A 24,077-nucleotide genomic window follows, 5' to 3' on the forward strand; every position below is an offset into this window, starting at 1 on the left:
AGTTAACTTGTTTTTAGTATATAAAGTCTAATAATAATACCCATAAATTATATAGTAGAAAAATGCATCAATGACATAAACTGAAAGAAATACATATCCTGCAAGCATTATCAGAGATAAAAGTACTCCTATCCCACCATCTAAACATTTTTCTTTTCCAGCCAATATATCTTTTTTTACTTGTAAAAAATACCAATAATTTCCAAAGGTTCCTAGAATCACACTGGCTACTAGCCCAGATATTCTTGTTAAGTCAATCCTTAAAAAAATCATAAGTATATCTGTAAGAATAAAAGCTATAATGAGATACATTATAATTTTATACATTCCTCTATATCCTAACCATATCATTCCTAAAAAAAGAGCTGCTGGATTGAATTTTTTCCCTTCTCTCCATATTCCCATATAATAATCTGCTTTCTTTCCTACATATACCTTTATTTGTTCCTCATTTTCATCTATAAATTTAAGTTCTTCATCTTTCAATTTCCATGACATATATCCCACTCCTGTTCTTTTTAATTAAATTGTAGCATAGACAGAAAAATATCTCTACATATTAATAGTTGCTTTTTTTATTGAAAACTGCTAATTGCAGTTGCTTTAATTTTCATTTAATTTCATTAAATCTAATTTTTTAGCTGTATATTTTTCATAAAAAAAGCAGACCAAAAAAGATCTGCTTTAAATAAATATTTTAATTATTTCAATATTGCTCTTGCTACCTCTCCATCTATCTCATCAGGTGTCACAGTAGGAGAAAATCTTCCAATTATCTCTCCATCTTTTCCTATAAGAAATTTAGTAAAATTCCATTTTATTTCTTTACCTAATAATGTTTGTCCTAATTTTTCAAGTTTTTCTTTAAAAGAATCTGTTTCTCTATTTTTTATCTCTTCATTTGCTCTGTCTTTTAAATATATATATAAAGGATCTGCATCTTTTCCATTTACATCTATCTTAGCAAATGTCTTAAATTTAGTTCCATATTTTAATTGACAAAATTCAGCTATCTCTTTACTACTTTCTGGTGCCTGTTTCAAGAATTGATTACTTGGAAAATCTAATATTTCAAATCCTTTATCACGATATTTTTCATAGAGTTTTTCAAGTCCTTCATATTGAGATGTAAGTCCACATCTTGTAGCAGTATTTACTATGAGCAATACTTTTCCTCTATATTTTTCCAATGTTTCTTCTGTTCCATCTACATTTTTAACTTTAAAATCATAAATAGTCATTTTAGTACCACCTCTCTAAATTTTTTATGTCTCATATATATTATTCAAGCAGTTTCTAAAATTCTTTTTTTCTTTGATATTTTTAATTTTTATTATTTTCTTGTACTATCTTATTTATGATTTTTCCATTTTTATAATGCTCATATACAAATTCATCATCAGCTGTATTCCAAGTAACTTTCAGCTCTAAATTTTTATTAATATCATAGTTATACTCTTCACCATATTTAGAATCATCATCTTTGAATGTTATTTTATTTATAATCCTTCCATCTGAATGATACATTTCCCAAATTCCTTCTTTTTTTCCATGAACATATATCCCTTTTTCCTGTATCTGTCCATTTGGATGATAACTTATACTATCTCCATTTTCAAACCCATCCATATAGTTAAGTTCTTTAGCTATTTTTCCATTTGAATAATATTCTGCTGAATATCCCTCAGCCTTTCCATTTAAATATGTTGTTTCTCCCATAAGACTTCCATCTTCATAGTATTCTCTTCCTTTTCCTTGAGCTCTTCCCTTTTTAAAAGTGCCTTTCACCTTCAGCTGTCCATTCATATAATATTGTTCAAATGTCCCTGAAAGTTTATCTTCTTTCCATTCTGTTATTTCCAAAAGACTTCCATCTGGATAATATGTAGTTCTTTTTCCTGTAAGTTTTCCATCTTCATATATAGAATCTTGATGAAGTTTTCCATCTTCTCCACAATAACATCTTACTATTCCATGTTTTTTTCCATTTTTAAACCCTATTTCCTTTTGAAGTTTCCCATTTTCATTAAATTCTACATATTTTCCATGCAAGGTCTCATTTTTATAAGAATATTCTGTTGATAATGTCCCATCTTCATAATACTTTTTTACCTTTCCATGTTTTTTTCCATCTTTAAATTTTTCTATTGCTGCTAATTTACCATTTGGATAAAAACTTTTCTTTGTTCCTGTAAAGGGCTTCTTATCTCCTATTCTATAGATTATTCCATTTCTTCTTTCTAGTTCTATATTTTCTGCTTTTTTTAGAAAACATCCTGTGAAGAATAAAAGCATTAACAAAGTACATGAAACCAATAATTTTTTCATTATTTTCCCCTTTTATATAAGCATTCCTTAGCTGTAAAATTACTTTAATTATTCTTTTATTGATTTTAGAGCTGCTCTTTCAGCATGTATTGCTGCTGTATCAAATAAAGGAATAATTGTATCTTTCTGTTGTACTAAAAGACCAATCTCTGTACAACCAAGTATAACTCCCTGTGCTCCTTTTTTTACTAATTTATCCATTACATCAAGAAATCTCTTTTTAGACAGTGGCAATATCTTTCCAAGACACAATTCTTCATAAATTACTCTATTTACTTCCACTCTGTCTTCATCATCAGGAATTACAACTTCTATCCCTCTGTCTGTTAATTTATTTTTATAGAATTCCTGTTCCATAGTATATTTTGTTCCCAATAGAGCAACTTTTTTTATTTCTTTTTTATCCAGTTCATCTGCTGTTGCCTCTGCTATATGAAGTATAGGAATATTAATATTTCTCTGAATATCTGGAGCTATTTTATGCATTGTATTTGTACATATAACTACAAAATCTGCTCCTGCTTTTTCTAAGTTTTGTGCTGCTTCTGTTAAAATTTCTGCACTTTTATTCCATTCACCTTTTGCCTGACATTCTTCTATTTCTTGAAAATCTACACTGAAAAGAACCAATTTTCCAGAATGAAGTCCTCCAAGTTTCTCTTTTATTGTTCTATTAATTATTTCATAGTAAGTAACTGTACTTTCCCAGCTCATTCCACCAATCAAACCTATTGTTTTCATTCTATTCCTCCTTGTTTTTCAATACTTTCTTTATATATTATATAATTATAAAAAAGATTTGTATATAAAAAACCATTTATAAGATCAATTTGTTTTTATTTATTTTTATATATAGATATGTTATAATTAAAATAAAGTACCCATATTTTTTTAGTATTTTATTATAATATTAAATTAAAGGAGGTAATATGAGTCAATCATTTCAAAAGAATAATGCACACTACATAAAAGTAAAAGGAATTTTATCAGCTAAAAATGGAATGAACCTCTATCGTGGCTGTTCTCATGGCTGTATCTATTGTGATTCAAGAAGCACTTGTTATAGAATACTTCATGACTTTGAAGACATTGAAATCAAAGAGAATGCTGTTGAATTATTAGAAGAAACGCTTAAACGCAGACGAAAAAAATGTATGATAGGTACTGGTTCTATGACAGATCCTTATATTCCTCTTGAATTAAAAATTGAAAATGTCAAAAAAACACTGGATTTAATATATAAATATGGTTTCGGTTTTACTCTTATAACAAAATCAGATATGATATTGAGAGATTTAGATTTATTGAAAAAAATAAATGAAAAAACAAAGTGTGTAGTTCAAGTCACTTTAACAACCTATGATGAAGATTTATGTAAAAAAATTGAACCTAATGTGAGTACTACAAAAAAACGTTTTGAAGTATTAAAAAAATTAAGAGATGCAGGAATACCAACAGTTGTATGGCTCTGTCCTATCCTTCCTTTTATCAATGATACTTATGAAAATATCAATGGAATTCTAAATTATTGTATTGAAGCTAAAGTTTATGGAATTATATGTTTTGGAATTGGTATGACGCTTCGAGAGGGGAGTAGAGAATATTTTTATCAGCAATTAGACAGATTATTTCCTCATATGAAAGAAAGATATATTCGTACTTTTGGAAATAAATATGAAATAATAAGTCCAAACAACAGGAAACTGATGGAATTATTCCATAAAAAATGTTCACAGCATGGAATTATAAATGATAATAAAAAAATATTTGAATATCTCAGTACATTTGATGAAAAACATACTTTTTCTCAATTAAACTTATTTTAAATTATATAATAAAAAATGACTAAGAAGTTATAAAATAATTTCTTAGTCATTTTGATATTTTATTCTTATTGTATCTATTTTGGTTTTAAACTTTTATTCCGTCTAAAAAATACTTTCCATATTTACTACTGGGGTTTTTAAAAAATTCAACAGTTTCTCTTATCTCCTGAACTTCTCCTTTATATAAAAGAAGTACCCTATGGGAAATATTATATACAACTCCTAAATCATGAGAAATAAAAATAAAGGTAGTGTTATATTCTTTATTAAATTTCTTGATAAGATTTAATATCTGATTCTGTATTGAAAGATCTAGGGAAGCTACTGGTTCGTCACATACTACAAGCTTTGGTTTCATTATCATAGCAGCTCCAATGACTACCCTCTGCCTCTGTCCTCCACTTAATTCTGATGGATATTTTACTCCACATGTTTCTTCTAGTCCTATCTCTTTAAGCATAGCTTTTACTCTTTCTTCTCTTTCTTTTTTATCTTTGACACCATTTACTTTCAATGGTTCTTCCAGTATCTTTCCTATTTTCATAGCAGGGTTTAAAGAACTGTATGGATCTTGAAATACCATCTGTACTTCTTTTTTTACCATTTCTTTAAGAGGACGTCCCATAAGCATTATATTCCCACTGCTCTCTTTTTCTATTCCTAAAAGTATCTTTCCAATAGTGGATTTACCTGCTCCTGACTGCCCAATAATTGAAAATATTTCTCCTTCTTTTACATCAAAAGTTACATCTTTCAATATCTGCTTTTTCTCTTTGGAAAAAAGATTTCTTGAACTATAATATTTATTTAGATTCCTTACCTCTAAAAACATCTTATTCTCCTCTTGTCCACAGAGTTTTTGAAAAATTTATAAGCTTTTTTACATAATGGTGTTCTTGATGCCTAAATATTCCCTCACAGCTGTTTTCTTCTACAATATTTCCTTTGTACATAACACAAGCTCTGTCTGCAAAGTTTTTTATAGAATCTAAATCATGTGAAATAAAAAGTATAGATATTCCAAGTTCTTTTCTTATATTCTTAAAAAGAGCTAATACTTCCCTTTTTGTTCTCATATCTAAAGCAGTAGTTACTTCATCTGCTATCAATACCTCTGGTTTTCCTATTAATGCTCCTGCTATAACAACCCTTTGTCTTTCTCCTCCACTTGTTTCATGAGGATATTTTTTTAAAAATTTATCAATTTCTTTTATTCCAACTTTTTCTAAAAGAGCTGTTACTTCCTCTTTCCATTTCCCATTATTTCCATAGTGTGATTCATAAAGTCTTCTTAATTGACTCCCTATCTTTATCGTTGGATTTAATGATATAAAGGCATTTTGAAAAACTGCTCCTATTTTACAGTTTTTTTCAAACTTTTCAAAATGGATTATACTTCTCTCTGGAAGTATTCCCAATATAAATTTAGTGGTCAAAGTCTTTCCGCTTCCAGACTCTCCTACAAGAGCTACTATCTCGCCCTTTTCCATATGAAAACTCATATCTTTTAAAAGTACCTGTCCATCAATTTCCAGATTTAATTTTTCTATATCTATTATCATTAGAATCTTTTTCCTCTCTTTTCAAGTTTATTCATCTGATAAACTGTGAATATTATAGCAAGTCCCGGAGCTATAGTAAACCATGGGGCTGATAAAAAATATGACTGTGACTGATTTAAAATATTTCCCCATGTAGGATATGGAGGTTGTATCCCCAATCCAAGATATCCCAACCCTGCCTCTGTTAATATTGCTCCTGCAAATCCAGTTGTAAAACTGATAAGAACAGATTTCATTATATTAGGAAGTATATGATAGAAAATTATTCTTAAATCTGATACTCCATATGTTTTAGCTGCTACTACATATTCCATATTTCTCTCTTTTTTCACAAGTCCTCTTACCATATTTACACATCTTGGAAGGTAAATAAGAAAAATTGCTACTATCATTGACATAAATCCTGTCTTTAAAATTATTATTACTCCAAGAGCTATTAATATTGAAGGAATAGCTATTATTACCTCTATAAAAGATGTAATAACAGAATCTAAAGTTTTTCCATAATAACCTGCTATACTTCCTATCATTGTTCCTGCAATTACAGAAAGTGCCACAGAAACAGAAGCTATAAGGAGAGTATAAAAAGACCCAAGCACAAGCCTGCTGAAAATATCCCTTCCTAAATTATCACACCCTAATAAATTTTTTAAACTTGGACCTGCAAGTATCATATCATTATTCATAGCATAAGGATTCTGATAAAAATATGCTGTTATTATTAAAAGGAGCATAAGTACAATGTATCTTTTTTTCATTCTACTCCCCTCCTCTTATTCTAGGATCAATAACTGAATAGAGGATATCTATAATAAAATTAATAATAACAAGCACTACTGATGTATAGAAAATCAATCCTTGTATTAAAGGGATATCTCTTGTTACTACTGAAGTTATAAGAAGTCTTCCTATTCCTGGAATAGAAAATATCTGCTCTATTATTACTATTCCTGTAATGAGATCTATTATCATAATTCCTATCAATGGAATAACAGGAAGAATGGAATTTTTCAATATATACAGATTAAGCCATTTCATTTTAAGGCCATTTACATAAAGATATTTTATATATTCTTCCCTCATCTCATATTCAAGATTGCTTCTGATATAGCTTGTAATTATTCCTATATTAGGAATAGCTATAACCACACAAGGCATAAGCAGAGATGTAAAAGTATTATTGTATCCAACAGAAAACCATCTCAATATTACTCCAAAAACAAACATAAAAATTATTCCCAGCCAGAATGATGGAACTGAGATAAAAACTCCTATCATAAAGTCTCCAAATTTTTTCACATGTTTATTTTTTATTTTATACAGCAAAAAAGATAGGGGTACAGATACTAAAAATACTATCCCTATGGAAATCATGGCTATTTCTAAAGTGAGGGGAAGCCTTTTAAGAATAAGGTCAACAACAGGTTCAGAGTACTTAAAGGAATTTCCAAAATCTCCTGCAAGCACTCCTTTTCCCCATGTCAGATATCTGACTATCAGACTCTTATTTAATCCAAGAGTTTCCCTTAATAATTCAATGTCCTCTGGAGTACTTTCAACACCAAGTATTGCTGATGCTGGATCACCAGGAATCATTTCTAAAAGCAAAAATGAAAGTGTCCCTATAAGAAATATAGAAAAAATCATCTTTGCGAGTTTTTTTATATAAAACATTTTAATCTCCAATACTAATTTTTGCGAAGTTCGTAAATGAGAGTGGATAGAATACATATCCATTTATATTTTTATTCACAGCTGTGATAAGTTCTGGATCCATTATGAAAACTGCTACATTTTCATCTCTTAATATTCTTTGAGCTTCTTTATAATATTCAATCCTTTTATTTTCATCAGATGTTATCTTTGCATCTGCAATAAGTTTGTCATATTTAGGATTTTCATAGTTGAAGAAATTTCTTGGATAATTTGATGCATATCTCTTCAATATAGAGTCTGGATCAAGTTTTCCTGTAAGTCCCACTATAGTTGCTTCATATTTTCTTCCACTGTAAACTTCTGACAGCCAAGTTGCCCATTCTACAGTTTCTATATTCATTGTAATTCCCACATCTTTAAGCTGCTCAGCTATAACTTGAGCTGTTGATACATGCATTGCATAATTGCTTGGAACTCTTACTGTAAATTCAAGATTTTCATATCCTGCATTTTTTAAAAGTTCTTTCGCTTTTTCAATATCTCTTTTTTCACCAATATTATCTATACAGAATTTTTTCATTACTGGACTCATATTTGTTTCAAGTTTTATTCCATATCCACCCATTACATTTTTAATTATTCCATCTTTGTCAACTGCTAAATTTATGGCTTCCCTTACTTCTTTATGACTGAATGGTTCAAATTTATTATTAAGAGCAAATAATTGAACTGTATTTTGAGCTCCTGATATAGTTTTAAAATTCTTAAGTTCGTTTAATCTTTTTGCATCTACACGTGGAAGAATATCTATCTCTCCTGATAAAAGTTTTAGAAATGCTGTTTCTGCATTTGGAGTTACAAATATTTCAACTCCATCTATTTTAGCCTTTTCTCCCCAGTAATCATTATTTTTTTCTAATGTTATTTTTTGCTCTCTCTCATATCCAGATACTTTAAACGGACCTGTTCCTATTGGTTCTTTGTCTAGAGAATCTCTATTTTCATCAGGAACTATCCCTTCTGTCATATAGTAAATAAAAGCTGAATCTGGAACTTTTAAAGTGATTGTCACTTCATCTTCACCAGTTATTTTTATATCATCTATGTTTGAAAACATAGCCTGAGCAGGAGTATCTCCCTCTCTTCCTGACATCTTTCTTAAAGAAAATTCAACATCTTTCACATCTAAAGAATTTCCATTATGAAATTTAATTCCATCTCTTATTTTAAATATGTATTTCAATCCATCTTCTGATATATTATATTCCTTTGCTACTGCTGGATAAAGTCCTCCATCAACTGTTGGCATAACAAGTCCTTCAAAAACATTCATCATTATCTCTTCTGAACCACTTGATACAAGTTTATAAGGGTTTAAGCTATCTATATCCATACTAGTAATAGTTCTTACCACTTTTTTTTCAGGAACTTTTTCTTTTTTTCCACATCCTAAAAGAGCCAGTCCTAGCAATGATAATACTACTAGCTTTTTATTTCTACCTTTTAAATACATTTTTCCTCCCTAATCCATTAAAAAATGTGTTTCATAATACATCATTAATAATATTAAAGCTGATTTATCGTATCACATTTTCCCATTTATTTCAATGAATATATTAATTTTAAGTTTCTTTCTACCATATATTTATTTGATATAACCATACTACGTGATTTTTTATTTTTTTACAAGAACTTTATCTCATCTGTTGAGTTTAAGAATAAAAATATGACATAATTGAGCATTAAAATTCCATTATGGTAATATTCTTATTTATCAAAAAATTATTTATTTAATTTTTTTATAAAAAAAAATTTTCAAAAAAACATTGACAATATCTTTTTCAAGTTATATAATCACTTCAATAAAATAAATTAATAAAGGGAGAAAAAAATGTTATTTAAGAATCTAAGGAGTATGCCACAATTAAATATTTTCAACATATTCCTGTATAAAAGGATTCTTTAATATGGCATTATTCATGATATAATATATATTTGTAAAGATGGGATTAATTTTCCCAGAGTATATTTTTTATGAATTCGTTTATTAAAGTATTGATTCCTTTTAGGAATCAGTACTTTTTTTATTTTAATCATTAATAAAACATGGAGGAAAATTTATGAAAAAACTTTTTAAATTATTTATGTTATCTGTACTATTGGTCTTAGCAGCAGCTTGCGGAACTTCTAAAACTGAACAGGCAAAAGCTGATAAAGTCTATGTAATAGGAACTAATGCTGAATACCCACCTTTTGAATATTTAGAAAATGATCAGGTATGTGGTCTAGATGCTGATATTATTTCTGCAATAGCCCAAAAATTAAATATACAATATAAATGGTCTAATACAAATTTTGATGGACTTATCCCTGCACTTCAGACAAAAAAAATGGATGCTGTCATAGCTGGAATGAGTATTACTCCTGAAAGAGCAAAAGCTGTTAATTTTTCTATACCTTATCTTTCATCTAATGTAGCTTTTATAGCAAATAAGAATAAACCTATCAATGGCATAGAGGATTTGGAAAATAAAAACTATGGTGCTGAACTTGGAACTACAAAAGAAGCTGCTGCAAGAAAAATAAAAGGTGCAACTGTGACTCCTTTCTCTTCTAATACTGGTGCTCTTGTTGCTTTAAAAAGCGGTAAAATAGATGGAATTGTACTTGATGAAAGCGTAGCTGTAAAATTTGTTGAAAACAATCCTGAACTTATGCTTGTAGGAGCTCTTGAAGGAGAACCTAAAGCTATTGCTTTCAATAAAGATGATACAGAACTTATGGAAAAATTCAATAAAGCTCTTCAAGAACTTATTGATGATGGAACTATTCAAAAATTAAGAGAGAAATACGGAGTATAGTGGAGGCATACTTATGTTTGAAAATTTTTCATTCACTTCTTATTTTATAGATAAGAACATATGGAATTGCCTAAAAAATGAAATTATATTATATGATAATATTCTTATTATAACTGGAGAAAATTCTTTTAACAGTATAGAAGAAAAGATTTTTCCTTTACTTGATGGGAAAAAATATTCAGTTGAAAAATATAATGGTGAATGTTCCTATGAAAATGTTGATAAAATACTGAAAAATATAATAAATAAAAAAATCGACCTTATTCTTGGAATAGGTGGAGGAAAAGCTATAGACACAGCAAAGATAGCAGCATTTAGATTAGGGATAGATATATTTACTATCCCTACTATTGCTTCTACCTGCTCTGCTACATCTGCCTTATCAGTGGTATATAATGATGATGGGAGTTTTAAAGAATTTTTTGACTTCCCTTCTCCTCCTAAAAAAACCTTTATAGATTTGAAAACTATAAAAGCTGCTCCTGAAAAATATATCTGGGCTGGTATGGGAGACACACTTGCTAAGTTTTATGAGGTTAGAATGAAATATGAATATGTTTCCAGCAAAAATAATGGAAAGATGAACTATCCAAATACTCTGGGAAAAGAAATAAGTCATCTATGTGGCTCTGTAATACTCGAAAATGGTATTTTTGCTTATTTCAGTGAAAATATCAATGAAGAATTTAAAAAAATTGTTCTAGCCATAATAGTAAATACTGGAATGGTTTCTAATTTAGTGGAAGAATTTCTTAATGGATCTATTGCTCATTCTGTTTTTTATGGTCTTACTTTGCTTCCTTCACTAGAAAAAGAACATCTTCATGGAGAGGTGGTAGCATTTGGTATACTTGTTCAGCTCCTTCTTGAAGGAAAAAAAGAAGAATTTGAACAGCTTCTTCCTTTTTACAAGAAATTATCTTTTCCAACAAAATTATTAGAAATAGTGAAAAAAGAGGAATTTGAAAAGATGGAAGATAAAGTCCTCTGGGCTATTTTGACAGGACCTGATATAATAGACATGGAATTCAATATAAATAAAGAAAATTTAAGAAAAGTACTTTTTTCATTGTAGGGGGTAAAAATGAAATGTTTTATTGCAGATAAATTTAAAGAAAGAAATTACTCTATGGGAAATAAAAAAGGATCAAAAACCTGCTCTCTCCCTCTTATTAATCTTGGAATAGGAGATTTAGATATACATACTGATGAACATCTGATTGAGCTAACTATGGCTGATGCTAAAAAAGGGCACACTCACTACACTGATTCATATGGTTATCTTGAATTAAGAGAAGAAATATGCAGATACCATAAAGAAAACTTTAAAAATTATGATTTTTCTCCTAAAGATATTATGATAACTACTGGAGCATGTCATGCACTTTATCTTGTATTTAAAAGTATTCTTAATAAAGGAGAAGAGGCAATACTTCTTGCACCTTTTTTTCCAGTGTATGCTGACCAGATAAAATTATCTGATGGAGTTCCTGTAATTGTAGAAACAAAAATTGAAAATAATTTCCAAATAATAAAAGAAGATTTAGAAAAAGCAATAACACCAAAAACAAAGTGTATAGTTGCAAATTCTCCATCTAACCCCACTGGTGTTTGCTACAGTATAGAAAGTATGAATGTCATCAAAGAAATCTCTGAAAAATATGACCTTTTGGTTATTGCTGATGATGTTTATGATTTTTATTCATATGAAAAAACTTTTATTCCAATCATCACTTTAGATGGAATGAAAGAAAGAACTATATCTGTATGTAGTTTTTCTAAAAATTTTGCTATGACTGGTTGGAGAATCGGATATGCTATTTCTCAAGTTCCTGAACTCATAAGTTGTATTAACTATATAAATGAAGCCATTATTTACAGTGCACCTGCTGTATCTCAAAGATGTGCTATCCATGCTCTTAAAAACTTTGAAAAACAGAGAAAGAAACTTGTTCCTATATTTAAAGAAAGAGTTGAATACTGCTATGAGAGAGTAAAAAAAATATCCTTCCTTGACTGTTTCAAAGCACAAGGAGGAATATACCTATTTTTAAATATTGAAAAAACTGGAATGACTTCTGAAGAATTTACAGATTTTCTTTTAGAAAAATGTAATATAATAGTTGTAAATGGTACTCCTTTTGGAGTAAAGGGATTTGTAAGAATAGCTTGTACTCTTGAAATATCAAAACTTGCAGAAGCTTTTGACAGGATAGAGAATATGATATCTTTATAAAAAACTAAAGAAGCTGACTGAATTTATATTTAGAGCAGCTTTTTTTATTCTTAATAAATTTTAATTTTTATATAAATTTATCCTAAAATCCTTTGCCACTTTTTCAGTACTGAGATTTTCTCCTCTAAGATATACTAATTTTAAGTCTTCTTCTAGTATTTCAGTATTACTGTTTCTCCATTTAATAAGATTCTCTTTGCTTAAGGCATTAATTGATTTTATTATTAATTCTTTTTCAGGGAAAGTGTGAATTATATAAAATGAATTTTGAAATTTTTCAATAATATTTTTCAAAGTTTTATATACTTCTTCTTTTTCAAAAAACATTAGAATTCCTTCAAATATAAATATTCCTCTTCCTGTTGGAAATTTATCCCAGAATCCAGCTTCTAAAATATTTCCTGAAATATTATACTCATTTGGATATGAAGAAACCATTTCTTTTCTATAGTCTATTACTTCTGGAAGATCAATATTATACCAAGGTATATTTTTTGTCTCCAATCTTCTATTACGAAAGTCCAGTCCACAGCCTATATTAAAAATAAAATCTATTTTCTCTTTACTTAAAATTTCAATTAAAAATTTATCAATATCCAGTGTTCTTTTTATTATTCTTTCAAAGGATTCTTTGTCAATATCTATATCTTTCAGTTCATCTTTTATAATATCAGGATTATTTTTAAAAAAATTTACTGCCTCTCCATCATATATTCTTTTATCATTAATTGATTCTTTATACTTAAAATATAATGGTATAAAAAAAGTTTTTGATAAATTTTTCATTTTCATTTTCCTCCTTTATTGTCTAATATTTATACCATATGATAACACAAATTACTTTGATTTTAAAATAATTTTATCTTAAAAATTATTTTAATTTTAGCAAATAAAAAAGAACAGCTTACATACAAAGATATCTTTTAGCTGTTCTCATTATTTTTATTTATTCGTGTCATTCCCTTTTCAAATTTCACTGCAAGTATATCAGGATCATGAGTTAAATCAGACAATTCAACTATTCCTCTTTGAGTAATATGATCAAATACAAGTTCATATCCTCTTTCTTCTGCCAGCTGTCTTATAAATTCTCTCTGGGTTCTTCCATTTCCATCTCTAAAAGGATGAAGAGCATTTATGTCCAACATTGTCTCAGCAAGTTTTAAAGCAAGTTCTGACTTATCAGTTATATTTTTAAAATAATCAGCATCTTTTATTTTTTTAAAAACTGTTTCACCATATGCTTCTATATGTTCCACAAGACAAAATAGAGATTTTCCTTTAGCTATATTCACATCTCTTACAGTTCCAGCCCATGAATATATATCCTGAAAAATATGTCTATGAAGTTTTTTCAGGTAGTTAAAATCAAAAGTTTTTTTCATATTATTTTTGAGTCTAAGTTCGAGAAGTCTAGCTCCAGACAAATTTTTCTCCTTTTTCTCAAGGAGTTTTCTGTCCTTTATATTCAATTTATTCACTAAAATCTTTGTTCCTAGATAAACATATTTATCTCCCATAGAAACACCTCTTTAGTTATTTATGATTTTTTCTATAAGTTCCTCCACTGAAATTCTTCCCTCTGCTGCTGCCATAAAATCAGCTTTCTCTTCATCTGTATAAACTGCTCCCTCTAATTCATTTGTTTTTACTATATAATCAACAGCTTTTACAGCTTCATCTCTAGTCATGTATCCTCCTGAATATAATTTATCTCATGATATATTATATCATATTTTTCTGCTTATTACTATCTAAAAGGATTCTCTAAACTTTTTATAAACAAAGGCTTTATAAAACTTTCTATTAAAAAAAAGACCTTATAAAAAACCATACTGCTGGTATAAGAAGTGATGGGAGCATATTCATAGTTTTACAATCTTTTATTCCTAATATAGAAATTCCAGAACTTGCTATAAGTATTCCACCAATAATGGATATTTCAGTAAGTAATGATGGTGACAAAAAAGCTGAAAGAAATCCAGCAAATAAATATATTGCTCCCTGCCAGCAGAATAATACTCCTGCTGCAATAGCTATTCCTATTCCATAAGTAGAAGCTAATACCATAGAAGTTACAAAATCAAGAGTAGCATTTGTAAAAAGATAGGTGTAATTTTTGTTTAAAGCTGCTTCTATAGGCCCTAATATTGAAAGTGTTCCTATACAGAAAAAAAGAATAGCTGTAGACAGCCCCTGCCCTAAATTTGATTTTGAATATTTTCCCATAAGATTTTGAAATCTTTTATCAATATTTATGACTGTTCCAATAAGACTTCCAACAGCAAGGCTGATAATAAATAATACTGGAAAAGTGCTTTTTGGCATATTACTCACAACAGCATTAGCTCCAAGTGCTGTTGCTGCCAATCCCATAGCTGTAAGCATAGCTCCCTGATATTCCTGTTTGATTCCTTTTTTAAATAAGCTTCCCAACAGAGTTCCAAATATAATGGTAATTGTATTGACTATTGTTCCTATCACAATAATTTCCCCCTTTATTTTTTCATATAAAAAAGAATAGACCCTACAGTAACTGTAGAGTCAAGATTTTTTAACTGGTATTTGAAGTTCAGTAACAAATTTTGAACTGTCATTTGTAATTCCCAAATCTATAAGAGTTATTTCCACGGAATCTCCATTAATTGTATAATCCTTATTTTCTATATAATTTAAGAGTTCAATATAGTAATTATCTGCTTTTATATGGGTTCCGGAAAACCTTATGGTTACATAATCACTCTCTTTTAATTTTACATCTTCTCTCTCTAAATTATCTCCATCTTCTATAAAAAGAAAGATACTGGAAAAATTTTTGAAACTCTTACATACTAAATCTTCCTGTGACACTGATACTCCAACTTTTCCCAAAAACATAAGGGGTTCAAGATTATTAAATCTCTCCAGCTCTCTAAGAGGATATTCCAAGTCATCTCCAATTGGTATATCCTTTCTTAAAAGAACTATCTTTCTCTCTAAAATATGCTTTTCTTCTATCTTATCAAATACTGTATTTAAAGCATCTGATAATTGAATTAATCTGTTCTCTATTTTTTTGTCTATATATTGTAATTCTTTTATTCTTTCCTGAGTATATTTTTGCTGTTCTTCAAGGAGTTTTTTAAGATTTTCTACATCTTTTCCATCAAAAAAAGACTCTATTTTTTCAAGAGACATCCCCAAGGCTCTAAGGTATTTTATAGTGTTCAGCCTTTCAAACTGCTTAGTTGAATAATATCTATATCCTGTTTCATCATCTATTTTTTCAGGTTTTAAAATATTTATTTCGTCATAATATCTCAATGTACCAACTCTCATATTAAAGAGTTTAGCCATCTCTCCTATAGAAAACAGCTCCTTCATATTTTTCTCTCCCTGATTTAAAATATTTTCCATATTATACCTCAGCAGAGAAAAAATGAAAAGTTAAAATAAATACATTGCAAGAAGTGTTATTCCTGTACTTCCTATCAAAACTATATAATCCCATTTTGTAACCTTTAGTTTTATATATTCTGTTCTCTTGCTTTTAGCATTAAATCCTTTTGATTCCATAGCCATTGCAATACTCTCAGAAGAACGTACAGCTGTCACAAGCATTGGAAGCATAAATATATTACGTTTAACTCCCCTTGCTCTATAGGCATATCTCATATTCTCATACTCCTGTTTTATCACAGGAATGAAACCATATGCTGCAAGTATTCCATAGGCAAAATTTCCTGGAAGATGAAACTGCTGCATAAGACTGATTATAAAAAGTCTGGGATCAGTTGTAAATACAAAAAGAAGCCCCAGTCCAGCATAAGCCAATATTCTTATAGAAAGCTGCAGTCCATTTTCTATATTTCCTATAACTACAACAGTTTTAGTAAGGCTTGTAATATCTTCAGCTGTTCCTCTGCTGCTGTATAACATTCCTGTAAAAAATATTCCCCCAGCTAAAAGCAGGACAGGAAGAAAAGACAGTATTATTTTTTTCAGTGAAATTTTATTAATGACCATAAGCATGATACAAATACAAAATACTGAAAAATTTAAATAATAGTTATACTCAAAAGAAAGGAGCAGAGATATTAGAAATATAGTAAGTCCTTTATATCCTGGATTGAGTTTTATCATACTTCTATTCTCCTTATATTTTTATCAATAGTTGTTTCATAGATAAAATCTGAATACCTGAATACAAGATTTTTGTCATGGGATACCATCACAACAGTAATATTTTCTTCTATTGCCTTCCTTTTAAGAAATTCCATTATCTCTATACTTGTTTTATTATCCTGTCCATAAGTAGGCTCATCACAAAGAATTATCCTTTGCCCAGCTCCCAGCATTGAAAGAACTGCAAGTTTTCTCTGCTGTCCCTGACTAAGAGAAAAAGGTGAAAAATTTCTATATTTATAAAGTTCAAATTCTTTCAGCAAATTTTCTGATTTTTCTAAAAGCAGTTTTTCATCTTCCTTAGGATATCTATTTCTCATAGTAAACATTATTTCTTCTATAACTTTATATGTTATAAACTGATTTTGAGGATTTTGAAAAACTATTCCTACATTATTTATGAATACTTTATCTTTAATTTTTTTAATATCTGTTCCAAATATCTTTATATTTCCATGTGATATCTTATATATCCCTGCTATAGCTTTTAAAAGAGAAGTTTTACCAGCTCCGCTTTTTCCTATTATAGAGGTTATGCTTCCCTCTTTTATCTTAATATTAATATCTTCCAACAGAGATTCCTTTTCATAAACCATTTTTAATCCTTCTATCTCTATTGAATCTCCTCGCTCTTTAAACTTCTCACATTTTTCCAGATAATTCTTTTTATATTCTTCTTCATCTATTATATCAACAAGATATTTATCAATATTTTTATCAACAAAACTACACCCTTTTCCTAAATGGAGAAGAGTGTAATCTATATCTTTCCAAAGAGATATTCTGTGATCTACAGCTATTATAGTCCCTTCTTTTTCTTTATTTATATTTTTCAGTATATTTACAATTTCCTGACTGCTTTCATAATCCACATTGGCAAAAGGTTCATCAAGTACTATAATTTTTGGTTTTACTGCTAATATACATGCCAGAGAAAGTTTTTGTTTTTCTCCTCCTGAAAGTGAAGATATTTTTCTGTATTTTAGATATTCTATTCCAGTTTCTTTTAATACTCCTTCTACAATTTCATTCATCTTTTCTACAGAAAAAGAAATATTCTCCAGACAGAATATTATTTCATCTTTTACTATATCCATACAAAACTGAGTATCAGCATTTTGGAACATCATCATAATATATTCAGCTCTTTTCTCAAGAGGATATTCAGATATCTCTTTTCCAAAAAGTTTTACTTCTCCCTTAGAAAGTATTCCTTTACTGCTTGGATAAAGTCCTGCAATAACATTGGCAAGAGTACTTTTTCCACAGCCTGAAAAGCCTGTTATTAAATATATTTCCCCTCTATCAAAAGAGTATGTGAAGCTATCTATTACATTTTCTTTTGATGTTTCTCTATACTTAAAAACAATATCCTGACATCTTAAAACTTCTTCCATAGATTAATCTTCCATTTCAGGATCATTATTCTGTCCAAGAACATAACCACTCAATGCTCCTGTTCCTGCCAGCTTATCAGCAGTTATTTTACAGATTATACCTGAAAATACCACTGAGCTGATAAGTCTTACTATAAACATGCATACTAACATTATTGGAGAATATTTTACAAACCCTCCTCTTATGAATCCCCATATAAAACTTGCTACACAAGCTGCTGCTGCTGCAAGACACATATTCATCATAGTAAAATTCTTATATTTATTCTTTGCAAATACAAGTTCTGGTCCCATTCCCTGAATTATTCCAGAAAGAATTACTATTGGTCCAAACATATTTCCCATGATAACCTCTATAAGGGCAGAAAGCACTTCTGAAACTACTGCTACCCCTGATCTCTGCACGATATATGGTACAAAAGTAGATGCCATGAACCATACTCCAAAAAGGATCTCATATGCAAAAGGAGCTAATCCAAAAGATGCAAGTATTGTTGCAAGAAAATTAGCAAAATATACAGCTCCCAAATATATAAATGAAAATATTACAGAAAAAATTGATACCATTATTACATCTTTTAATTTCCAATTAAACATTTTTCCTCCTGATATCCTAATCTTTTGTTGGGCTATTCACTGAAATAGTAACCTGTAAAATATAATGTGACAGATTTGCCTCTCCATATTGAAATATTTCTTCCAATACATCAAATACACTATGTACATCTCCCTCTAAAACAGACACATAATGAGAGCTTTTAGTAAAAACTCCTCTATCTTTTGCTGTCATTACTGCTTTGGCTATATGTTCCATGTAGTCTTCTTCCCCCATAGGATAAAAAGAAATCTTGCTCACTACATTAAATTTTTTATCTTTGATATTTTTTTCATTTACCTTTTCATCATCTACTTCCATAAATGAATCTGCATCTGTGTCACCAGGACATCCTTTGGAAAAAGTAGCCTCAAGAGCCATATGCACATCTTCTTTATGAGCATTAACAAATAAACCTTTTACAACATCAAATACATGAGTACTTTTTCCTCTGACACATGTACTTAATTTATCTGTTTGTTTCCAAACTTTTGAAATATCTGTTTTTTCAAGTCCTCCAAGAATTATATCTACAAACTTATCTGTCATTGGATAAAGAGAAAATCTACATCCAGACACTCCTTTACTTGCTCCACCTATACACCATAAACAATCTTTCAATCCCATTAAAAAAACCTCCTTTTATATCTGCAAAAGGAGGTTTGGTTATTTAATAAAAAATATACACATTACTCCTTTCGCCGGTATTATCCGAATCAAGTTATGTGGGTTCAGGATTTTCCTATCTCAGCTTTTTAAGCACCCCAGTAATTCAACAAAATTATAATATCACTATTCTTTATGAATGTCTAGTATTTCTTAAAAAATATGACTTTAAAATGAAAATTTTATTTATATAAATCATATCCCCAATCTCTCTTTTATGCTATGATATCTTTATACAGGTAACATAGGAGGGGAAAATGGAAAATATTAAACTTATCATCACTATTCAATGCGAAATAGCTAAAAGAAGATGCAGTGGTTTTCACTGCATGAATTCATTTTTTACCAGAACTGGCCTTTTTAAAGATTACCCCAAAAGTGAAGAACTTAGATTTCTCACTTTTCAATGTGGGGGATGTCATGGAAAAGGTATCAACAGTCTCTTAGGAAATGTAAATAAACTGATTGCTCAAGAAAAACTTATCACTAAAAATGAAGTTGCTGTACATTTTGCTTCATGTGTAACTTTTGATAATCATCATTCTGATAGATGCCCATTTATCAATGCTATGAAGAAAATAGTAAATAAAATGGGATATATTAATATTGTTGAAGGAAGCTATCTTTCAAAAACAGCTACAAGAAGGAGAGAAGAGGGAGTATACAAAGATTATGCTGCCTTAAATAAATAAATAAAAAATAAAGTCCCAGTAGTTAGACAGTTTCATCTGTTTTAATTACTGGGATTTTATAACTATATTTTCATTATTAAAACACTAAAAAACTGTTTAAAAATTCCTCTAAATTTCATGTTGATTTATATTCATTCTTTTAAATCAAACAATATCAAAATAACAAAACCAAAGTTATCAAACCTGTATTTACAGATTTATTAATTCTATCGTAATGCAAAATGAGGGCTTTCAAAAATTGGTTTCATTTGGCATAAACAGAAAGGATGCCCATCAGGATCAAACATAACTCTCCAGTCATCAGAGAATTGTTCAGATGCAATTGTTGCTCCACACTGAACTGCATATTGAACTGCTTCCTCTAAATTATTAACAGCAAAATCTAAATGTGCCATTTGCTGTTGAGCCTCAGGTTTTTCTGGCCACACAGGAGGTACATATCCAGGATTATGTTGAAATGTTATCCCAGGATACGCTCCTTGATATGTTTTTGGAGGACATATACAGGCATAATCTTCATCATAAAAAGGTATTTCCCATTTTAGCAAATCAGCATAAAATTTTGCTAATTTATAAGGGTCTATACAGTCCACTGTAAATGAGTACATTTTGATTTTCAGTTCATTATTCATCACATTAAAACCTCCTGAGCATTTTTTATATATTCTTAGTTTTATTATAAGTAAATTTTTTTCTTACTATTTTTCTGCACTCTATACTTACAAGATAATTTTTTTATATTATTGTTTTATCTTATGACAATTTTATTCTAAGGGAGCTTATATCCATATTTTTCAAGTACTGCAAGAGGAAATTCAACTCTCATTGTAAGAAGAGGATCTACTACTTGGCATACTGCCATATCAGAAAGTAACGACATAAGCATTCCTGTTCTCAAATCATTCTGTCCAGAAGCATCTTTCACAAACTCAAACATCTCTTTTGCTGCCATATCTCCTGCTTTATCTAGAGTTTCAGCTGACTGTATAGTCATTACTTTCTCCCCTGAATATAAAAATGGTACTGGTAGTTTTGTATTTTTCAATACACTTACCTTTACAGTTACCTCACCAGCTGTTTCCAATCCACAGATAAATACTTCTCCATCCCCCATAAGAGCATGAATATCTCCCATTGATAGAAGTCCCCCTTCTACATTTACAGGAAGATAAATTATTGAACCTGCTGTTATTTTTTTACAATCCATATTCCCTCCATGCTTTCCAGGTGTAATTGTCAGTATTCCCTCTTCTCCTTCTGGAGCTGTTCCAATTACTCCTATCATAGGTTCAGCCTCTAATTCCAGAACATCATCAAACAGTATCTTATTATCTCGAATAGAATATATCACTGCTTCTCTTTTATCATATTTTTCATAAAAAACTCCACCTGTATTTGAAGAACGCATCACTCCCCAAGGGCGAAGTTTTATATCTCTTATTTCAACTTTTAATATATCTCCTTTTTCAGCTCCATCTACATATAATGCACCTGTCACTGGATTAGACAGTCCATCTTTTCTATCTCCCAAAGGTCTTTCTGAGCTTGTTATACAATTATCATAACAATCTCTTGTTTCAAATACCACTATCTCTCCATCTTTACAGTGAGCTGCTGCTTTATTATCCCATTTAAGTATATCTGTTACATAATCTTTACTTATATATATCATTTTCTTCCCCCTTATTCTTTTTCTTTATTTTAACACTTTGCTGAAAAAATAACTACATATTAAAATTTTAAATCAACCCTCTGGCATAAAGGAAAAATATAGGATATAATATTAAAAAACATTTAATCAATAAGGAGATTTTTATGATAAAAGAAGTATGTGTAGAATCATTCTCAGAAGCTCTTGCAGCTGAAAAAAGAGGAGCTGACAGAATAGAATTATGTGATAATCTTTACCTTGGTGGAACTACTCCATCTTATGGTACTATTAAAATGGCTATTGAAAAGCTTACTATTCCTGCTTTTCCTATAATCAGACCAAGAGGTGGAGATTTTTACTATTCAAAAGAAGAGATAGAAATAATGAAAGAGGATATAAAAATATGTAAATCATTAGAAGCAAAGGGGGTTGTTCTTGGAGTTCTTACCTCTGATAACAAAGTTGATTTTGAAACTTTAAAAGAACTTGTTGACCTTGCTTCTCCTATGGAAGTTACATTTCATAAAGCTGTAGATGAGTTGGAAAACCCTGTTGAAATTATAGACAGATTTGTTGAAATTGGAGTAAAAAGAATTCTTTCTTCTGGTACAAAAGAAACTGCACTTGAAGGAAAAAATATTCTTAATGCTATGATTAAAAAAGCTGATAGCAGAATTACTATACTGATAGCTGGAAAAGTTACAAGTGATAATTTCAAAGAGGTGGCTGCTGCTATACCATCTTCTGAATATCATGGTAAGAAAATAATATAATTAAAAAGATTGACTTATAAAGAAAGTATAATGAATTTTAGAATTTTTTCATTTTTAAATTTCTAAAATTCAACTTAACTTTTTAGTCAATCTCTTTTTCATTTACTGTTATATTTTATTTATTGTAAATATCGATTTTTTGATAAGGTACTTCAATTCCATCCTTATCAAATCTGGCAATGACTTCTTCCAGTAAATCGTAATATACTTCCCAGTAATTTTCTTTCAAAACCCATACTCTATAATTATAGTCTAAAGAACTTGAATTATGTCTGCACATCCTTATTGTATATCCTTTTTCATGAAGTATCTTTGAATGATTATCTGCTATTTCTTTCAGTATTTCCTTTACTTTTTCTCCTGAAGTTCCATATGCTACTGATACTTCTAAATCTACACGTCTTTCAGTATTTCTTGATATATTCTTTAATGCAGAGTTGGCAAGCTGTCCATTTGGTACTATTATCTTTGCATTATCTTTTGTATTTAATACTGTATATAGAATATGAATAGTTTCTACTACCCCAGAACCTGCATTGCTTTCTATCCACTCCCCTTTTAAAAACGGTTTAAAAAATAATATTAAAACTCCTCCTGCCAGATTACTTAAACTTCCCTGAAGTGCTAATCCTACTGCCAATCCTGCTGTACCAAGCAAAGTCAAAAGAGAAGTTGCTTTTACTCCTAAGCTTCCTATTAGCAAAAAGAAAAATATTACATACATTATTGTCTTAGCTAGAGATACTATAAAGGCAACTAATAACTCATCTACATGACTTTTTTCCATTAAAACTTTTAAAGTCTGAGTACTTATTCTGACAACAGGATTTACTATCACCAACAAAAAAACTATCAACACAATTTTCAACATAGTATCTGGAAGCCCTCTTATTGTCATATCAATCCATTCCTCTGCAAATATTTGTAGTTTTCCCCACATAATTAAATTCTCCTTTTTACTTCATTTTTATATTTTCTTCAAGTGTAAAAAGGGTAACCTTTTAGACAGAAGTATAATTTTAGAATTTTTCTCTCAAAAAATTTGTTATTAATTTTCCAAATTTCTAAAATTTACTTTAGCTTTTTGATTACCCTCTTTTACTATTTCAGCAGATTCTTAGAAGCTCTGAATCTTACTGTTTTTTTAGGATAAATTGTCATATGCTCTCCTGTTGAAGGATTAGATATTAATTTAGGCTGTCTTGAAAATATATCAAACACCCCTCTTTTAACAAATCTCACTTCTCCATCTACCAACAAAGCTTCTTCAAGTGTTTCAATAAATGCTTCTATTTCTTTTTTTGCTTTTTTTACTGTTAAAGTTCTTGAATTCATTCTTCTATATATTTTTGCTAGTTCTCTTTTATTCATCTTTACCACTATTTTTATTGACAGTTTCTACAAGTTTTGTTCCTGCTTTAAATTTCACTGCTTTTTTAGGTTTAGTATAGGCTATTTTCTTGTGTGTTGGAATTACTATTTTTCTTGGTTTTACTTCTTTCTTTTCAAATAATCCCCACCCTTTAAATACTACCCTTTCATTCTCATCCAATGCTTTTAACAGTACATTCCAGAATAAATCTATCCTTCTCTTTGCTTCTTCTTCATTTCGGCAATAGTTTCTTTTTCTATAGAACTTTATAAATTCACTCTCTGTCATTTCCACTCCT

The 24,077-nt window shown here is 29.4% G+C and carries 29 protein-coding genes and 1 riboswitch; of the genes, 6 read left to right on the plus strand and 23 right to left on the minus strand.

The window, feature by feature from the left end; translation table 11 throughout:
* Positions 1-27 precede the first annotated feature (27 nt).
* The 4 genes from E6771_RS05140 to E6771_RS05155 all read right to left on the minus strand — a co-directional run bounded on the left by E6771_RS05140 (position 28) and on the right by E6771_RS05155 (position 3,069).
* Positions 28-498 (minus strand): DUF2628 domain-containing protein, encoded by a 471-nt coding sequence (locus E6771_RS05140; protein ID WP_316090071.1) that lies wholly within the window; start codon positions 496-498, stop codon positions 28-30.
* 203 nt (positions 499-701) lie between these two features.
* Complete coding sequence (locus E6771_RS05145) at positions 702-1,241, minus strand: glutathione peroxidase (RefSeq protein WP_316090072.1); 540 nt, start codon at positions 1,239-1,241, stop codon at positions 702-704.
* An 82-nt stretch (positions 1,242-1,323) separates the two neighbouring features.
* Complete coding sequence (locus tag E6771_RS05150; RefSeq protein WP_316090073.1) at positions 1,324-2,328, minus strand: toxin-antitoxin system YwqK family antitoxin; 1,005 nt, start codon at positions 2,326-2,328, stop codon at positions 1,324-1,326.
* Positions 2,329-2,376: 48 nt separating this feature from the next.
* Entirely contained in the window at positions 2,377-3,069 is a 693-nt protein-coding gene (locus tag E6771_RS05155; RefSeq protein ID WP_316090074.1) for an aspartate/glutamate racemase family protein, read from the minus strand.
* A 188-nt stretch (positions 3,070-3,257) separates the two neighbouring features.
* Here E6771_RS05155 and E6771_RS05160 point away from each other — a divergent pair, with 188 nt between their 5' ends.
* A complete protein-coding gene (locus E6771_RS05160) occupies positions 3,258-4,154 on the plus strand; it encodes an SPL family radical SAM protein (RefSeq protein WP_316090075.1) in 897 nt (298 codons plus the stop codon).
* Positions 4,155-4,239: 85 nt separating this feature from the next.
* Here E6771_RS05160 and E6771_RS05165 read toward each other — a convergent pair whose 3' ends face one another.
* From E6771_RS05165 to E6771_RS05185, 5 genes are read right to left on the minus strand one after another with little or no spacing between them, the layout of a single operon-like run.
* Entirely contained in the window at positions 4,240-4,986 is a 747-nt protein-coding gene (locus E6771_RS05165; RefSeq protein ID WP_316090076.1) for a dipeptide/oligopeptide/nickel ABC transporter ATP-binding protein, read from the minus strand.
* Between the two features lies 1 nt (position 4,987).
* Positions 4,988-5,716 carry an ATP-binding cassette domain-containing protein gene (locus E6771_RS05170; protein ID WP_316090077.1) on the minus strand — a complete coding sequence of 243 codons (729 nt, stop codon included), beginning with the start codon at positions 5,714-5,716 and terminating at the stop codon, positions 4,988-4,990.
* Complete coding sequence (locus E6771_RS05175) at positions 5,716-6,474, minus strand: ABC transporter permease (RefSeq protein ID WP_316090078.1); 759 nt, start codon at positions 6,472-6,474, stop codon at positions 5,716-5,718. The genes E6771_RS05170 and E6771_RS05175 overlap by 1 nt, the downstream gene beginning before the upstream one ends.
* Before the next feature lies 1 nt (position 6,475).
* Entirely contained in the window at positions 6,476-7,390 is a 915-nt protein-coding gene (locus E6771_RS05180) for an ABC transporter permease (RefSeq protein WP_316090079.1), read from the minus strand.
* Position 7,391: 1 nt separating this feature from the next.
* Complete coding sequence (locus E6771_RS05185) at positions 7,392-8,885, minus strand: ABC transporter substrate-binding protein (protein WP_316090080.1); 1,494 nt, start codon at positions 8,883-8,885, stop codon at positions 7,392-7,394.
* Between the two features lie 607 nt (positions 8,886-9,492).
* Between E6771_RS05185 and E6771_RS05190 the strand changes: the two genes are divergently transcribed.
* From E6771_RS05190 to E6771_RS05200, 3 genes are read left to right on the plus strand one after another with little or no spacing between them, the layout of a single operon-like run.
* On the plus strand, positions 9,493-10,233 hold the full coding sequence (locus E6771_RS05190) for a transporter substrate-binding domain-containing protein (RefSeq protein WP_316090081.1): 741 nt from the start codon (positions 9,493-9,495) through the stop codon (positions 10,231-10,233).
* Positions 10,234-10,246: 13 nt separating this feature from the next.
* Positions 10,247-11,308: an iron-containing alcohol dehydrogenase family protein gene (locus E6771_RS05195; protein ID WP_316090082.1), complete on the plus strand. Its 1,062-nt coding sequence runs from the start codon at positions 10,247-10,249 to the stop codon at positions 11,306-11,308.
* A gap of 9 nt (positions 11,309-11,317) precedes the next feature.
* Positions 11,318-12,469 (plus strand): aminotransferase class I/II-fold pyridoxal phosphate-dependent enzyme, encoded by a 1,152-nt coding sequence (locus E6771_RS05200; RefSeq protein WP_316090083.1) that lies wholly within the window; start codon positions 11,318-11,320, stop codon positions 12,467-12,469.
* A gap of 60 nt (positions 12,470-12,529) precedes the next feature.
* On the opposite strand, the gene E6771_RS05205 is transcribed toward E6771_RS05200, so the two are convergent.
* The 9 genes from E6771_RS05205 to E6771_RS05245 form a co-directional block, all read right to left on the minus strand.
* Entirely contained in the window at positions 12,530-13,255 is a 726-nt protein-coding gene (locus E6771_RS05205; protein ID WP_316090084.1) for a class I SAM-dependent methyltransferase, read from the minus strand.
* Positions 13,256-13,392: 137 nt separating this feature from the next.
* The gene (locus tag E6771_RS05210) at positions 13,393-13,989 is read right to left on the minus strand and encodes a Fic/DOC family protein (protein WP_316090086.1); all 597 of its coding nucleotides are present in this window, start codon (positions 13,987-13,989) and stop codon (positions 13,393-13,395) included.
* Between the two features lie 12 nt (positions 13,990-14,001).
* A complete protein-coding gene (locus E6771_RS05215) occupies positions 14,002-14,160 on the minus strand; it encodes a hypothetical protein (protein WP_316090087.1) in 159 nt (52 codons plus the stop codon).
* 115 nt (positions 14,161-14,275) lie between these two features.
* Positions 14,276-14,953: a DUF554 domain-containing protein gene (locus E6771_RS05220; RefSeq protein ID WP_316090088.1), complete on the minus strand. Its 678-nt coding sequence runs from the start codon at positions 14,951-14,953 to the stop codon at positions 14,276-14,278.
* Positions 14,954-15,013: 60 nt separating this feature from the next.
* The gene (locus E6771_RS05225) at positions 15,014-15,832 is read right to left on the minus strand and encodes a MerR family transcriptional regulator (protein WP_316090089.1); all 819 of its coding nucleotides are present in this window, start codon (positions 15,830-15,832) and stop codon (positions 15,014-15,016) included.
* A 63-nt stretch (positions 15,833-15,895) separates the two neighbouring features.
* Positions 15,896-16,591 carry an energy-coupling factor transporter transmembrane component T gene (locus E6771_RS05230; protein WP_316090090.1) on the minus strand — a complete coding sequence of 232 codons (696 nt, stop codon included), beginning with the start codon at positions 16,589-16,591 and terminating at the stop codon, positions 15,896-15,898.
* On the minus strand, positions 16,588-18,030 hold the full coding sequence (locus E6771_RS05235; protein ID WP_316090091.1) for an ABC transporter ATP-binding protein: 1,443 nt from the start codon (positions 18,028-18,030) through the stop codon (positions 16,588-16,590). Before E6771_RS05235 ends, E6771_RS05230 begins: the two co-directional genes overlap by 4 nt.
* 3 nt (positions 18,031-18,033) lie before the next feature.
* Entirely contained in the window at positions 18,034-18,627 is a 594-nt protein-coding gene (locus tag E6771_RS05240) for an ECF transporter S component (RefSeq protein WP_316090092.1), read from the minus strand.
* 16 nt (positions 18,628-18,643) lie between these two features.
* Entirely contained in the window at positions 18,644-19,252 is a 609-nt protein-coding gene (locus tag E6771_RS05245; protein WP_316090093.1) for a YkoF family thiamine/hydroxymethylpyrimidine-binding protein, read from the minus strand.
* Between the two features lie 49 nt (positions 19,253-19,301).
* Positions 19,302-19,402: riboswitch (TPP riboswitch) on the minus strand.
* Positions 19,403-19,548: 146 nt separating this feature from the next.
* Here E6771_RS05245 and E6771_RS05250 point away from each other — a divergent pair.
* The gene (locus tag E6771_RS05250; protein WP_316090094.1) at positions 19,549-19,983 is read left to right on the plus strand and encodes a CGGC domain-containing protein; all 435 of its coding nucleotides are present in this window, start codon (positions 19,549-19,551) and stop codon (positions 19,981-19,983) included.
* A gap of 206 nt (positions 19,984-20,189) precedes the next feature.
* On the opposite strand, the gene E6771_RS05255 is transcribed toward E6771_RS05250, so the two are convergent.
* A complete protein-coding gene (locus E6771_RS05255) occupies positions 20,190-20,615 on the minus strand; it encodes a VOC family protein (protein ID WP_316090095.1) in 426 nt (141 codons plus the stop codon).
* A gap of 137 nt (positions 20,616-20,752) precedes the next feature.
* On the minus strand, positions 20,753-21,655 hold the full coding sequence (locus E6771_RS05260) for an acetamidase/formamidase family protein (RefSeq protein ID WP_316090096.1): 903 nt from the start codon (positions 21,653-21,655) through the stop codon (positions 20,753-20,755).
* 143 nt (positions 21,656-21,798) lie between these two features.
* On the opposite strand from E6771_RS05260, the gene E6771_RS05265 reads away from it, so the two are divergent.
* Positions 21,799-22,407 carry a copper homeostasis protein CutC gene (locus tag E6771_RS05265; protein ID WP_316090097.1) on the plus strand — a complete coding sequence of 203 codons (609 nt, stop codon included), beginning with the start codon at positions 21,799-21,801 and terminating at the stop codon, positions 22,405-22,407.
* Between the two features lie 115 nt (positions 22,408-22,522).
* On the opposite strand, the gene E6771_RS05270 is transcribed toward E6771_RS05265, so the two are convergent.
* The 3 genes from E6771_RS05270 to E6771_RS05280 form a co-directional block, all read right to left on the minus strand.
* The gene (locus tag E6771_RS05270) at positions 22,523-23,347 is read right to left on the minus strand and encodes a mechanosensitive ion channel family protein (protein ID WP_316090098.1); all 825 of its coding nucleotides are present in this window, start codon (positions 23,345-23,347) and stop codon (positions 22,523-22,525) included.
* A gap of 161 nt (positions 23,348-23,508) precedes the next feature.
* Positions 23,509-23,778, minus strand: a complete 270-nt coding sequence (locus E6771_RS05275; protein WP_316090099.1) for an HU family DNA-binding protein — start codon at positions 23,776-23,778, stop codon at positions 23,509-23,511.
* Positions 23,771-24,067 (minus strand): HU family DNA-binding protein, encoded by a 297-nt coding sequence (locus E6771_RS05280; RefSeq protein WP_316090100.1) that lies wholly within the window; start codon positions 24,065-24,067, stop codon positions 23,771-23,773. The genes E6771_RS05275 and E6771_RS05280 overlap by 8 nt, the downstream gene beginning before the upstream one ends.
* Between the last annotated feature and the right edge of the window lie 10 nt (positions 24,068-24,077).

This window comes from Fusobacterium sp., assembly GCF_032477075.1.
Taxonomy (GTDB): domain Bacteria; phylum Fusobacteriota; class Fusobacteriia; order Fusobacteriales; family Fusobacteriaceae; genus Fusobacterium_A.